The sequence below is a fragment of the Kribbella sp. DT2 genome, assembly GCF_049844575.1.
Classification (GTDB): Bacteria; Actinomycetota; Actinomycetes; order Propionibacteriales; family Kribbellaceae; genus Kribbella.
The window spans coordinates 22536-35209 of sequence record NZ_JBNCLH010000019.1; the positions used below are offsets into that span (position 1 = coordinate 22536).

Annotated in this window: 14 protein-coding genes and 1 other RNA gene; 4 read left to right on the top strand and 11 right to left on the bottom strand. The window is 67.6% G+C overall.

Annotated elements, in window-relative coordinates; genetic code table 11:
• Positions 1 to 100 precede the first annotated feature (100 nt).
• Positions 101 to 1018 (bottom strand): nucleotidyltransferase domain-containing protein, encoded by a 918-nt coding sequence (locus ACLQ2O_RS41180; protein WP_425843205.1) that lies wholly within the window; start codon positions 1016 to 1018, stop codon positions 101 to 103.
• 29 nt (positions 1019 to 1047) lie between these two features.
• Here ACLQ2O_RS41180 and ACLQ2O_RS41185 point away from each other — a divergent pair, with 29 nt between their 5' ends.
• From ACLQ2O_RS41185 to ACLQ2O_RS41200, 4 genes are all read left to right on the top strand, one after another.
• On the top strand, positions 1048 to 1305 hold the full coding sequence (locus tag ACLQ2O_RS41185) for a hypothetical protein (RefSeq protein WP_425843207.1): 258 nt from the start codon (positions 1048 to 1050) through the stop codon (positions 1303 to 1305).
• Positions 1302 to 1769 (top strand): hypothetical protein, encoded by a 468-nt coding sequence (locus tag ACLQ2O_RS41190; protein WP_425843209.1) that lies wholly within the window; start codon positions 1302 to 1304, stop codon positions 1767 to 1769. Before ACLQ2O_RS41185 ends, ACLQ2O_RS41190 begins: the two co-directional genes overlap by 4 nt.
• Before the next feature lie 77 nt (positions 1770 to 1846).
• A complete protein-coding gene (locus ACLQ2O_RS41195; protein WP_425843211.1) occupies positions 1847 to 3040 on the top strand; it encodes a hypothetical protein in 1194 nt (397 codons plus the stop codon).
• Between the two features lie 58 nt (positions 3041 to 3098).
• Positions 3099 to 3380, top strand: coding sequence for a hypothetical protein (locus ACLQ2O_RS41200; protein WP_425843213.1), 282 nt, complete (start codon positions 3099 to 3101; stop codon positions 3378 to 3380).
• 48 nt (positions 3381 to 3428) lie between these two features.
• Here the strand turns inward: ACLQ2O_RS41200 and ACLQ2O_RS41205 are convergent, their stop codons facing one another.
• The 10 genes from ACLQ2O_RS41205 to ACLQ2O_RS41250 all read right to left on the bottom strand — a co-directional run bounded on the left by ACLQ2O_RS41205 (position 3429) and on the right by ACLQ2O_RS41250 (position 12670).
• Complete coding sequence (locus tag ACLQ2O_RS41205) at positions 3429 to 4244, bottom strand: LLM class flavin-dependent oxidoreductase (protein WP_425843215.1); 816 nt, start codon at positions 4242 to 4244, stop codon at positions 3429 to 3431.
• A gap of 50 nt (positions 4245 to 4294) precedes the next feature.
• Positions 4295 to 6820 (bottom strand): AAA domain-containing protein, encoded by a 2526-nt coding sequence (locus tag ACLQ2O_RS41210; RefSeq protein WP_425843217.1) that lies wholly within the window; start codon positions 6818 to 6820, stop codon positions 4295 to 4297.
• A 424-nt stretch (positions 6821 to 7244) separates the two neighbouring features.
• Positions 7245 to 7621, bottom strand: a transfer-messenger RNA (tmRNA) gene (gene ssrA, locus ACLQ2O_RS41215).
• A gap of 92 nt (positions 7622 to 7713) precedes the next feature.
• Positions 7714 to 8274 carry a DUF1707 and DUF4870 domain-containing protein gene (locus ACLQ2O_RS41220; RefSeq protein WP_425843219.1) on the bottom strand — a complete coding sequence of 187 codons (561 nt, stop codon included), beginning with the start codon at positions 8272 to 8274 and terminating at the stop codon, positions 7714 to 7716.
• A 99-nt stretch (positions 8275 to 8373) separates the two neighbouring features.
• Positions 8374 to 8844, bottom strand: a complete 471-nt coding sequence (smpB, locus tag ACLQ2O_RS41225; protein WP_425843221.1) for an SsrA-binding protein SmpB — start codon at positions 8842 to 8844, stop codon at positions 8374 to 8376.
• 21 nt (positions 8845 to 8865) lie between these two features.
• A complete protein-coding gene (locus ACLQ2O_RS41230; protein WP_425843223.1) occupies positions 8866 to 10143 on the bottom strand; it encodes a peptidoglycan DD-metalloendopeptidase family protein in 1278 nt (425 codons plus the stop codon).
• Positions 10144 to 10353: 210 nt separating this feature from the next.
• The gene (gene ftsX, locus ACLQ2O_RS41235) at positions 10354 to 11265 is read right to left on the bottom strand and encodes a permease-like cell division protein FtsX (protein ID WP_425843225.1); all 912 of its coding nucleotides are present in this window, start codon (positions 11263 to 11265) and stop codon (positions 10354 to 10356) included.
• 32 nt (positions 11266 to 11297) lie between these two features.
• Entirely contained in the window at positions 11298 to 11987 is a 690-nt protein-coding gene (gene ftsE / locus ACLQ2O_RS41240; protein ID WP_425843227.1) for a cell division ATP-binding protein FtsE, read from the bottom strand.
• A 141-nt stretch (positions 11988 to 12128) separates the two neighbouring features.
• Positions 12129 to 12293, bottom strand: a complete 165-nt coding sequence (locus ACLQ2O_RS41245; protein WP_344174524.1) for a hypothetical protein — start codon at positions 12291 to 12293, stop codon at positions 12129 to 12131.
• A complete protein-coding gene (locus ACLQ2O_RS41250; protein ID WP_184804346.1) occupies positions 12272 to 12670 on the bottom strand; it encodes a hypothetical protein in 399 nt (132 codons plus the stop codon). Before ACLQ2O_RS41250 ends, ACLQ2O_RS41245 begins: the two co-directional genes overlap by 22 nt.
• Positions 12671 to 12674 lie beyond the last annotated feature (4 nt).

Sequence of the window (12674 nt, forward strand, 5' to 3'; positions counted from 1 at the left end):
AAGTTAAGTAAGTACCCTAAGCCCCCGCACCGGGCTCTACAACGTCGGAACGCCCGATCACGTGGTGATCGGGCGTTCCGGAAGCGGACAGCAGGGCGGCTCAGGCGTCGCCGAGGCTTCTCCTCCGGACCGACTGGAGCCAGCTGTTGACCGTGGCGACGTCGGGCGTGGCCGGAAGAACGGTCCTCTGCAGCGCGCGGTCGAGCTCCTGGTGCAGGTCGAGGCGCCAGCGTTCGACCTCTTCCCACGGGAGGGCGCCGGCCTTTACGGCGAGCAGGCGCTCGCGGTCGTCGCCGACATCGACCACGAGCCTGCCCTCGGCGAGCAGCGTGCGGGCCGACAGCAGCAAGCGGATCAGGTGCATGACGTGCTTCCACTTCGGGGCGCCGTCCCGGCGGAAGTCCGCTTCCAGCTTCTTGAACTGGCTCAGGACGTAGCCCGAGTAGGTCTGGTAGGCGAGTTGGGAGAGGAAGGCCGCGCGCAGCTCGATCAATTCGTCGCCGAGCGGCGTACTGATCACCACCAGCGGCGAGTGGAGCACCTCGAGCAGGTTCGGGTTCGCCTTGAGAGCGAGCTCGCAGAAGCGTTCGACCTCCCACGAGAACCACTCCGGCTCCGGCCCGTCCACGTGCGTCGGCGGTTTCGCGAGCGACCAGAACGCCTCGGTCGGCGCGACGTACACCCCGCGCGTGTCGGTGTCCGAGGCATCCGTGTCCAGCCCGAACGCCCGCGACCCGACCACCGCCGCATAGATCGTCCGCTCCCGCACCAGCACGTCCCCGTCCGGCGCCTCCACGCCGATCGCCTCGCTCTGGTACGCCGTACGCAGACTCAGCTGGTCCCGCCGAGCCGTCGTCGACCGCCCGTCCACCAGCCGTACGTCGTACCGGCCGTCGGCCGTCACCCCACTGATCCGCCCGGTCGCCCCGCGCTGCGCGGTCCCCCCGACACCATCCGGCCCGGCGACCCGCAACACCACCTGAGTCCCCACCGGCAACTGCGGCCCCTCGATCGCCATGGGCTTCATCCTTCCAGCTCGGGCAGCGGGTGAGCTACCACCTGAAGGAGCTCGAGAAGGCCGGCCTCGTCGAGCTGGTCGAGGAGCGGCAGCGCCGCGGATTCGTCGAGCGGATCCTCCGGGCCTCCGCGACGATCGTCGTCGACCCGACCGTGATGGGCAGCGCCTTCACCGCGATCCACGACCAGTACGCCGCCGAGCACCTGGTGGAAGTTGCCGCAGGCACCGTTCGCGACGTCGCCGGCGGTCACCCCGCCGTACGTCGTACCGAAGGAGAAGACGCATGAGTGAGACCCCGCGGATCGTGGTCACCGTGGCCGCGCCGGTCGAGGCGGTGCGGGAGGCGCTGCGCGACAAGGAGAAGATCCGGCACTGGCACGGCTGGGAGTACGAGGGCGCCGAGGGCGGTCTGGACCAGGAGATCGACGTCATCTACTTCAACGACAGCACGCGCGACGACCCCGACTGGGACGCCTACTACTACGACGACGTCACCGAGGGCTGGACGACGTTCCTCCACCAACTGCGCTTCGCGCTCGATCGGCACCGGGACGAGCCGCGCCGTACGCTCTTCTACTCGGGCATCGGGACCGATTCCTTCAACCTCCCCGATCTGCCCGCCGGTAGGCGACGCGATCGACCAGCGCTGGAACGACTGGTGGACGAGTCACTACCCAGCACCGTCCGCCGGTTGAAATCTGACGCAACGGTGACAGCGCGCAAAGGTGTCAGCACTCTCGGTCTGTTCTGACCGGTTACCGGGAAGTACATTCTCGCTGCAACGGCGGCCGCGACGAGCCGCCCTCCGGCGAGAAAGGCCACCGCCCCATGAGCCTTCGGCTGTCCATCGCTCTGACCACCGCCCTGCTGACCACCGCGACCGTGATCACCACCGCTCCCGCCTACGCCGACGGACCGGGCACCGGTACGCCGTACGTCGTGACCGTCGGCGACTCCTACATCTCCGGCGAGGCCGGCCGCTGGGCCGGCAGCTCGAACAACTCCGAAGCACCCGCCGACGCGCTCGGCGCGCACGCCTACCACGACAACGCGGCCGGCACCGGCGAGCAGATCGCGAAGTGCCACCGCAGCAAGTCCGCCGAGGCCTTCATCGGCGGCGGCGTCGGCGGAGCCAACCTGGCCTGCTCCGGCGCCCGGACCGCGACCTCGAACGGCGACGACTTCAAGCCCGGCCTGGACTTCTTCGACGACGGCGCCGGCCGGCTCGGCCAGGCCAAGCTGCTGCAGCAGTTCGCGACCACGCACAACGTGAAGCAGGTGGTCGTGTCGATCGGCGGCAACGACTTCAACTTCGCGTCGATCGTGCAGTCCTGCGTGACCGACTTCCTGCTGTCGCCGTCGTGGTTCCCCGACTACTGCAAGGACGACTCGTCGGTGGTCGCGAACTTCACCGCCGCCAACGTCACCGCCGTACAGGGCAGGATCGCGACGTCGTTCCAGAACGTCCGGACGGCGATGCGCAACGCCGGGTACGCCGACGACGCGTGGACCCTGCTCGTCCAGACCTACCCGTCCCCGATGCCGGCCGGCAGCGGCTTCCGCTACGGCCAGACCGGCTACACCCGCCAGAACGTCGGCGGCTGCGGTTTCTGGAACACCGACGCCGACTGGGCCAACGCCACCGCGCTGACCACCATCAACAACAGCGTCCGCGCCGCGATCGGCCAGTCCGGCCTGACCAACACCCGCCTGCTCGAGCTCCAGTCGACCTTCAACGGCCGCCGCCTCTGCGAGAAGACAGTCGGCCTGTACGAGGAAGTAGGCCTCACCTCCTGGACCCAACCCACCGCCGTCGACAAGACCGAGTGGGTCAACCAGATCCGCACCGTCACCACGATCGGCTCGAACTACTTCATCCAGGAGTCCATCCACCCCAACTACTGGGGCCAGCTCGCCCTGCGCTCCTGCGTTCGCCAGTCGTACCTCCAGAACCGAGGCGGCACCTGCACCATCGCCGGCCCCGGCCTGGTCAACGGCGAACCCCAGATGACGCTGAACTGAGAACCACCAGCGTCCGCCGGGTCAGGAGCCTGGCCCGGCGGATCGGTAGTGTCCACGCATGGCGTACCAGGGCGGCCCGGTCCCGAACCCGGCGTACCGGGCACACGACGAGAAGTCCTCACGAAAGCGGCGGCTCAGCATGACGGCCCTCATCCTCGGAGGTGTGCTGCTGGCCTCGGCCGTCCTCATCCTGCTCACGCTGGCGGCGCTCTTCGTCCTCGGCGGCGGAGGAGACACCACGAGGTTCGCCCCGGTTGCTCGCGGATTCATCACGGCCAGCGCCACGGTCGGGGTCGTCGGACTGGTCAGCCTGGTGTTCGGACTCGTCACGAGGAAGTGAGCCGGCCGCGGGCGGCCTGCAGCAGCTCAGCCCGAGCGGGCCGGCAGCTCAGCTCTGAGCGACCGCGGCCTGCAGCTCGGCCGCCCAGGCGTAGTCGCGCTCCCACCCGTTCCCGGTCGGCGCCAGAATCAGCCGCTCGACACCTGCCTCCTCGTACGCCGCCACCTGCGCGACCGCCTTCGCCAGCTCAGCATCCAGCTGCGGCGCAACGATGCTCACCGTCGGCCGCGGCCGCTCGTACTTCTCCGCCAGCTCCCCCAGCGCCTTCAACCGAGCGCCGACGTCCGCACTCGCGAGCCCGATCGACACCCACCCGTCGCCGTACCGCGCCGCCCTGGCGACAGCCTTCTCCCCGTCCCCCGCCACCAGAACCGGCGGCACCACAGCCCCCGGCGCAATCGCCGCGTCGAACCCCTCGACCACCCGCGCCGAACGCCCGGCAATCAGATCCCGCAACACCTCGAGCGCCTCGTCCGTCCGCCGCCCCCGCTCCTTGTACGACGCCTCAGCCGCCCGCCACCCCACGTCCCCGTGCGCCGGATTCCCCGTCCCCACGCCCAGCAGCACCCGATCCCCCGACACGTGCTGCAACGAGCTCACCTGCTTGGCCGCCCAGGCCACCGGCCGCAACGCCAGCAGCATCACGCCGTACCCGATCTTCACCCGCTCGGTCACCGCAGCCGCCGTCGCCAGCACCACCGTGCTGTCCAGCATCGGCGCACTCGCGATCAGATGATCGGTAGACCACACCGACTCAACCCCAGCCTCCTCAGCCACCCGCGCGGCCGCCCCCACATCCCCCAGCACCGGCCGCGCCGGATCCGGCGTGGACGTCGGCAGAATCAACCCCAGCTTGATCGTCATACCTACCCGCAACCCGCCCCACCGCCGATACCTTCCCCGATCGATCGAGTTCACCGAGCGTTCGCAGCGTCCAAAGCCGCGCGGATCCTCGCCTCCTCGTCGCTGCCTGTTGTCGGTAGCCTGAGCAGCGGCAGGTCGTACACCTCGAAGATCTGGTTCTTCAGCGCATCACGGGCCAGCTGCACCGGGTTGTCCTCGTGGTACTTGAAGCCGTCGACCTCGATCGCGAGCAGCGGGCGGTTGCTCACTCGGTTGTAGACGACGAAGTCGACCGATGCCCTGTTGCCGACGTACCGGGCCTGGTCCTCGGTGAGCCCGCTTCGGTCCGGGAACAGGTTCGAGACCAGGACCTGTGGAGCGATGGTGAGGTGCTGGTACAGCGGCTCCTTCAGCAGCTCAGCGAGGACGGTCCAGATGATGTTCTCCGAGCGGTACTTCGAACCGCTCTGCAGCCGGCCCGCCAACGACCTCAGGCGGCGGGAGTACTCGCGGTAGAGCAGGTCGAAGACCGACACCACCGCACTGTCGACCACGCCCTGGTCCAGGCGCTGGTAGCCGATGTAGTCGATCAGGTCCCGGACGTGTCGGCTCTTGGAGAGCAGGTCGTGGTTCGTCACCAGAACGAACTTCCTCGCGGCGCGCGAGACCGCCACGTTGATCAGCTGTGGATCGTCGACGAATCCCAGGCCGGTCCGCCCGCGCCAGGTCTCGTCCAGCACCGTCGTCATGATCACGACGTCCTTCTGCCGTCCCTGGAACCTGTGGACGGTGTCCGCCTCGATCTGCTCGATCAACGCCTGGGCGACCTTGTCGGCCTGACGCCGGTACGGCGTGGTGATGCCGATGTCCTCGGGCCGGACGCCCGCGCACTCCCGCGGGATCACTTCCCTGTTGATGACGTCGATCTCGCGCTGGTTCGTCCGCCCGCCGCCGGTGTGCTGGCGCATGTGATTGCCTTCGACGGTACGCCGTACGACCATCGCGTGACCGCTGCCGCTCTGCGTGAACGGGACGAGATCCCCATCGTAGAAGGACTTGTTGCAGAAGCCGATGATCGCCGGGTCGCAACGGTAGTGCTCGCGGAGCAGCGTCTTCGGGAGCGCCTGGGCGTAGAGCACGCTCAGCGAGGCGAGCAGGCTGTGCGACTCGTAGTCGTAAGCCGGTTGTGGCGGGACGGTGCCCTTCGCGGCATTGTCGGCGATGTGCGGAAGCTGCTTGAGATCGCCGACCACGACCAGGTTGCGGCAGCTGGCGAGCGCGGCCCCAGCGGCCAGAAGACTGACCTGAGACGCCTCGTCGACGATGAGGTAGTCGAGCAGCTGCCCTGGCGGAAGATTGGCGCGCAGCGAGTGGCACGTGCTCAGCAGCACCGGGTGCTGAGCCGCGAACTCCGTGAACCTCGAGCGGTAGTCCGCCTGTCTGAACACCGTCGTCCCGGACGCCCGGTACCGATCACCCAGTACGGCGTGAAGCGCCTGCCTCGACAGCAGCCGGTGCTCTTCGGCGAGCGCGGTGAAGTTGCCTCGGCTCAGCTCGCTGTCGACCTCCGCGAGCTGGGCCGTCAGCTCGTCGATCCGCCGGTCGTAGAACGCCCGCTGCAGTCGCAGCACGACAGCGGTGTCGCTGGGATCGAGCCCTCTCAGGGATCCGAACTTCAAGTACTGCCGGATCCGCCGGACGAGACCGCCGGACCGGTTCTCCTCGCGCTCGGTCTCCACGAGGTAGTCGAGAATCCGGTCCGCCGAGCGCCGAAGCAGCGGAAGCCGGTCCAGCTGAGACAGGTCGCCCGGCTGAACGTGCTTTTCGAAGTGCTGGAGCTCCAAACGGTAGGCGTCGAGGTCGTACCGGAGCTGCGCGCGACGTCGTTCAGCCTCTTGCAACCGTCGCAGCCGGCCGTCCAGCTCGGTCAGTCTCCGCGCGTCGGGGGCGGCCGGCGTACCGGCGACGAACTGCTTGACCCGATGATTCCGGCCTTGCTGCCCGTCGAAGAACGCGGTCGCCATCTCCTTGTTGCCGAGCCGGGCGATCACGTGCCCGAAGCCGAGCTCGTCGAGCTTGTCCCGGACGTTGTCGACCGCCGAGTTGCCGAACGACACCACGCCGACGGTCTGCGTGCCGGAAGCGATGATGTTGGCGACGAGGTTCAGGATCGTCTCGGTCTTGCCGGTTCCCGGCGGTCCCTCGATCACCGAAACGGCGTTGGTCAGCGCGTTCTCCACCGCCTGCCGCTGGCTGAGGTTGCAGCGAAACGGGTAGATCGGGGCCGCGGCGAGCGGAGTCGACCCGATCGGCGCGCCCACGAGGTAGCGCGCCAGCGCGCTCTCGGGGTGAATGAAACCGAGGGAGTCGTAGACGGGCCGAAGCGGGTCGTCGACCGGCAGCCGCGACACGATGCTCTGCCAGTAGGTGAGGACGTCGGCGACCTCGGGGCGGCCGGCAGCATTCGGGACGACGCGGACCTTCGAGGCGGCCTGAAGGGAGTGCGACTCACCGTTGCGCGTCGTGTAGAAGATTCGCGCCCAAGCCTCGCCGTACCCCGTGAACGTGCAGACCTCGGTCGCGTTCGTCCAGATCACGCCGTCAACCTCGATCAGCTGATGCGAGTCGGCGACCATACGGTCCGAACGACCGAGAACCCGCACCCGCTCCGGACCGTAGGGATACGCTTTGGGGTTCGACGTGTAGACGATCTCGACTCGACCGTTGGGTAGCACCCGCCAACGGGCGACCTTCTCGGACTTGTCCTTCCAGCGCCCCGACCGGTCATCGTCCACAAGAACAAGTTCACGGCGAAGATCGACCACAACGGCCCCCTGACCCGTGGCTGAGTGGCCGGCAGGCGTACCGGCACAGACTGTCACCCTAGGACACTCAGAGTTGCGGCGCAGCGGCTCGCCGAGGGGCACGGGTCCCCTCAGTGCGCGGACCATCTCTGCGTCTTCACCCCGCAATGCCAGAAGGCCGGTCCCTGAGGACCGGCCTTCTGAAACTCGCAAGGGGTGGTGGAGGTGGCGGGAATCGAACCCGCGTCCTTCGGCGCCGACCCAAGACTTCTCCGGGCGCAGTCTGAATTGATGTTTTCTCAGTCCCAGCGCTCGTACAGACACGTCGCTGACAGACTCAGTCGCTGTAAATGTCCCGCGCCAACCCCGCGACCGGGTTGACGAAGCAAGCTTCCTAGCTGAGGCCAGGAACCGGGTCGGAAGCAACCCCGGGCTGACCGCTTCTTAAGTGCTCAGGCTGTCAGGCAGCGAGAGCGAAGCTCTGACGCGTATTAGCGGCAGTTATTGTTTTCCAGAGATCGTTAACGAGATAACCCTGGATCCTCGGCCCGCTTCTCTTGGAACGTACGTCCAAAGTCGAAACCGTTCACCCCCTGTTGAGTTGTCAAACTCCTACGGCCCCGAGGGGCCGCAGAAGACCAACACTACCAAGTCCAACGCCAGGACCGCACCAGGGATTCCCCGAGCTACTTGAGCAGGCGGAGCGTGAACGGGTACTTGAAGTCGGAGCCGAGCAGCGCGGCCAGCCCGCCGATGCCGGTCAGCACGAACCAGACCAGGCCGACGATCGGGAACAGGAAGCCGGTGAAGCCGTCGGTGATCCCGGTGACGATGCCGAGCAGCGTGAACACCGCGAGCGCGCTGATCTGGAAGTTCACCGCCTCGACGGCGTGCTTGCGGATCACCGGGTTCTCCTTGCCGGCCGTCGCCACGATCAGCGCCGGGCCGACGAAGAACGTCGGGTAGCCGAGCCAGTGCGAGATCGTGCCCATCCCGCGGCCCTTGTTGTCGTAGCGCTGCAGCGGCGCCGGGCGGGTGAACGCGGCGGGTGCGTAGGTGGGGACCGGGCGGGCCAGCAACCCGTCGAACGAGCCGTTCAGCTCGGCGCGGGTGCGGGCCTTCAGCGCCAGCTCGAGCCGGGAGTCGAACTCGAGGTGGGTCAGCCGGCCGTCGGCGTACATCTCTTGCAGGATCTCGACCGCACGGTCCCGTTGGGCCGGCGTCACCAGCAGCTCTGAAGTGGACATGCCTCCACTGTCCCGCCGAAACCCCGTCCGCCCCATCGGGTGCCGCCCGGAGCAACCCCTGAGCCGACCCCAGGGACTTCCGTACGACGAACGGCGGGGTCAGCGCCGGCTGCGGTCCGACAGCGCTCGCTGGGCCTCACGGTTGGCCTGGCGCTCGGCCAGTGCGTGCCGCTTGTCGTAGTCCTTCTTGCCCCGCGCCGTGGCCAGCTCGACCTTCGCGTACCCGTCCTTGAAGTACAGCGACAGCGGGACCAGCGTGACGCCCTGCTGCTCGACCGCGCGGACCAGCTTCTCCATCTCGTCGCGGTGCAGCAGCAGCTTGCGGGTCCGCCGCGGCTCGTGGTTGGTCCATGTGCCGTGCGTGTACTCCGGGATGTGCAGGTTCTGCAGCCAGAGCTCCTTGCCGCGCACGGAGCCGAACGCGTCGACGAGGGAGGCCCGGCCCAGCCGCAGGGACTTCACCTCGGTCCCCGTCAGTACAAGGCCGGCCTCCACCACGTCGTCGATGTGGTAGTCGTGTCGCGCCTTACGGTTCTGCGCGATCGGCTTCAGGCCGGTCTGTTTCACCATCCGGCCAGTATCCCACTTCGGCTAGAGATACTTCATCGGGTTTGTCACCTTGCCGTCGCGGTAGACCATGAAGTGCAGGTGGCAGCCGGTCGAGTAGCCGGTGGTGCCGACGTACCCGATCACCTGGCCCTTCTTCACGTGCTGGCCGACACGGGACTTGTAGCGCGACAGGTGGTTGTAGACGGTGGTGATCGAGTCACCACCGATGACGCCGTGCGAGATGAAGATCCGGTTCCCGTAGCCACCGTTGTAGTAACGGTCCGTGATCACTCCGCTGGCGGCGGCGTGGATCGGCGTCCCGCAGCCGGCGCCGAAGTCGGTGCCGTCGTGCAGCTTCCAGTAGTGCAGGATCGGGTGGAACCGCATCCCGTACGGCGAGGTGATGTAGGTGTTGATCGGGAAGCTCAGCCCACCGCCGTTGGACGGCGGATCCGGCACCTGCTTCGGCGGCCGGTGCTCCTTCTTCGCCTTGGCCTTCTCGGCCGCCTCCGCGGCGGCCTTACGGCGGGCGGCGGCGGCCTTCTCGGCCCGTGCCCGCGCGACCAGGACCTGCTCGACCCGGGACCGCTCGGCGACCAGCCCCTGGTAGTTCGCCAGCTCGGAGTTCTTGTCCTTCTCCGCCGCCTTCTGCGCCACCAGCCGGGTCGCGGTGACGGCCGCCGCGGCGGCCTTCTCGGTCGCGACCTGCTGGGTCAGTTTGGTGACCTCCTGGACCGTCCGCGCCGCCTCGGCCTTCTGCTCGGCGACGATCCGCTCGGCCTCGGCCAGCTTGACCTGCTTGTTCGCCAGCTGCGCCTGCGCGTTGTTCAGGCCGGTGATCGCGTTACCGGTGATCCCGAAGACGTTGCGCTGCACCTGCATCCCGCTGGCCAGGTCGGCCGGCGAGGCACCCCGCAGCACGATCGAGAGCCCGACCAGCGGGTTCTGCTGCTGGTACGCCGAGCGCACCGCGCGCCCGGCCAGCGCCTGCTTGGCGACGATCTCCTTCTGGCCCTCGGCAACGTTCGACCGCGCCGTGGTCAGCGCCTGCTCGGCGGCCTTGAGCTTGCTCGCGGCAACCACGTCGGCCGCCTTCGCCGACGCCAGCCGGCCTTGCGCGGCGGCGTACCGGGCCTGGACGGCCTGGTACTGCGACTCGGCCTGGTTGTAGGCGGCAACGGATTTCGACAGCTGGTCGTACGACTCGTGCAGATCGGCCTTGGACTTGTCGATCTGGCTGTCGAGCTGCTTCTTCTGCGCGTTCGGATCGGGTGGCTCCGCCTGGGCAGACGGGACCACCGCCAGCGCTCCGGCGGACATGGACAGGACAACGCAGCAAGCGGCGACAATCGTCTGCCGGGCGGCTGGTCGCGTGCGCGACCGTCCGCTCGATGTGGCGGTGGCGCCGATGCTGTCGTCTCGCTTGATGCGTCCCCGCTCACGCGGGTTCGCACCGGGGAAGTGCGGGACCACAGTCGACCCCTTGCTCTGGGTTGAGTTGTCGTGCTACTGCACGATAAGTCACCGAGCTCAGACTTTGAGGTATTTCCGCGTCGTCAGGAATGTCGGAACCACCGCGAGCACCAGTCCGACGACCACCATGATGAGCGTCGCCTGGAAGGTTTCGGCCGCGCCGACCCACTGCCAGACCCGGAACGTCTCCGCGGCGCGCTGCATGACCACGAAGTACACCCCGACCCACAAGGTGCCACAGGCAAGGACCGCGCCGATCAGGGCCGCCAGCACCGCTTCCAGCAGGAACGGTAGCTGGATGTAGAAGTTCGAGGCGCCCACCAGGCGCATGATGCCTATCTCTCGTCTTCGGGCGTACGCCGCGAGCCGGATCGTGTTGGAGATCTGCATCAGCGCGGCGACCAGCAGCAGGGCTGCGGCGACCAGGGCGCCGACTTGTAGGCCGTTCAGCGCCTTGAAGAGTGGATCGAGGTACTGTCTCAGGTCCTGCACGGTGTCGACGCCGGGCAGGCCGGCCACCGCGCTGACCAGGTTCTGGTAGCGCTGTGGATCCTTCAGCTTGACCCGGTACGACTCCTGCATCTGGTCCTCGGTGACCGTGGAGACGATCGGCGAGTCCTTGTAGAGCTTCTTGAACTGCTCGAACGCATCCTTCTTCGACTCACCGAAGACGCCCTCGGGCGCGGTGTCGGGGCTGGACTCGATCACCTGCTTGATCCGGTTCTTCTGCTCCGTGGTCACCTCGGCGCCCGAGCAGCCGCGGCCGCCGGAGTCCTTGGTGCAGAGGAAGATCGAGATCTGGATCTTGTCGTACCAGTTGCCCTTCATCAGGTCGACCTGCTCGCGGGCGAGCAGCGCGCTGCCGAACAACGACAGCGAGACCCAGATGGTGACGACGACCGCGATGGTCATCGAGAGGTTCCGCTTCAGACCGATGCCGAGGTCCGAGAGGATATAGTTCAATCGCATATGAAGTCAGTCCCTAGGAGTCAGCACAGCTCTCAGTGCTGGTAGCCGTAGACGCCGCGCGACTCGTCGCGGACGACATGGCCGTTCTCCAGCTCGATCACGCGCTTGCGCATCTGGTCGACGATCGAGACGTCGTGGGTGGCCATCACCACGGTCGTCCCGGTCCGGTTGATCCGGTCCAGCAGCTTCATGATGCCGACCGACGTCCCGGGGTCGAGGTTTCCGGTCGGCTCGTCGGCGATCAGGATCATCGGCCGGTTCACGAACGCGCGCGCGATCGCGACCCGCTGCTGCTCACCACCGGACAGCTCGTCCGGCAGCCGGTCCTCCTTGCCGTCCAGACCGACCAGCTCGAGCACCTCGGGCACCGTCTTGCGGATGTGCGAGCGCGGCTTGCCGATCACCTGCAGGGCGAACGCGACGTTCTCCGCGACCGTCTTGTTCGGCAGCAGCCGGAAGTCCTGGAAGACGGTGCCGATCTGCCGGCGCATCTGCGGGATCCGCCAGCTGGCCAGCCGGTTCAGGTCCTTGCCGGCCACCATGATGTGGCCCTTGGTGGTCCGGTGCTCACGCAGCACGAGACGAAGGAACGTCGACTTGCCGGACCCGGAGGTGCCGACCAGGAAGACGAACTCGCCCTTCTCGATCTCGACGTTCACGTTCAGCAGGGCAGCCTTGGACTGACCCTCGTACGTCTTGGAAACATTCTCGAAGCGGATCACGGGACATTCCGGCCGTGGTCGGGAACAGGGAGTGACGCGTCGGTAACCACCACAGCACCGTACGCCACCGGGAGCGGCCGTCGATCAGTGTAGGGGCTGCCGGCGGGTGTTCGAGGCAGGCGTGCCGCCGGACGACGACGCTCAGGCGGGAGCGGGCGCCGTACCGCTGCCGTTCTCCGGACGGGCGTCCGCAATCCGGGCGACTCCGGGCTCTGGTTTGCGCCCGGCGCGGCGGGCCGCCTCGACGTGCAACCGGGCCAGCTCCACGGCCTGGCGGGAGACCTTCACGGTCTTCTTCTCAGCCATCGGCGGGCTCCTTCTTCCTCGACCACCTCGATGTCGGCGTCGGCAAGTTCAGCGTACGTCGTCTCGCCGACCCGGTCGATCGCGACGGCGGCGGTCAGCGCGGCGACCAGCTCGTAGTCCTCGGGCTGCAACAGTTCCGAGCGCATCAGTGAACGCAGCGTGACCACACCGGCGTCCGTGCCGGTGTCGTCGTCGTTCAGGATCTGCTCGACCGCCCACCGGACCATCCGCATCGTCTCCTCGCGGTGCCGCCAGGTGTCCAGCTCGCGGTCGGACTTGCGGGTCAGGTAGGCGCCCAGCGCGACGCCGCCGAGCGCCAGCAACGGACTCAGCACGGTCATCGCGACACCGACGACCGAGATCCAGGTCGGGATCACGAAC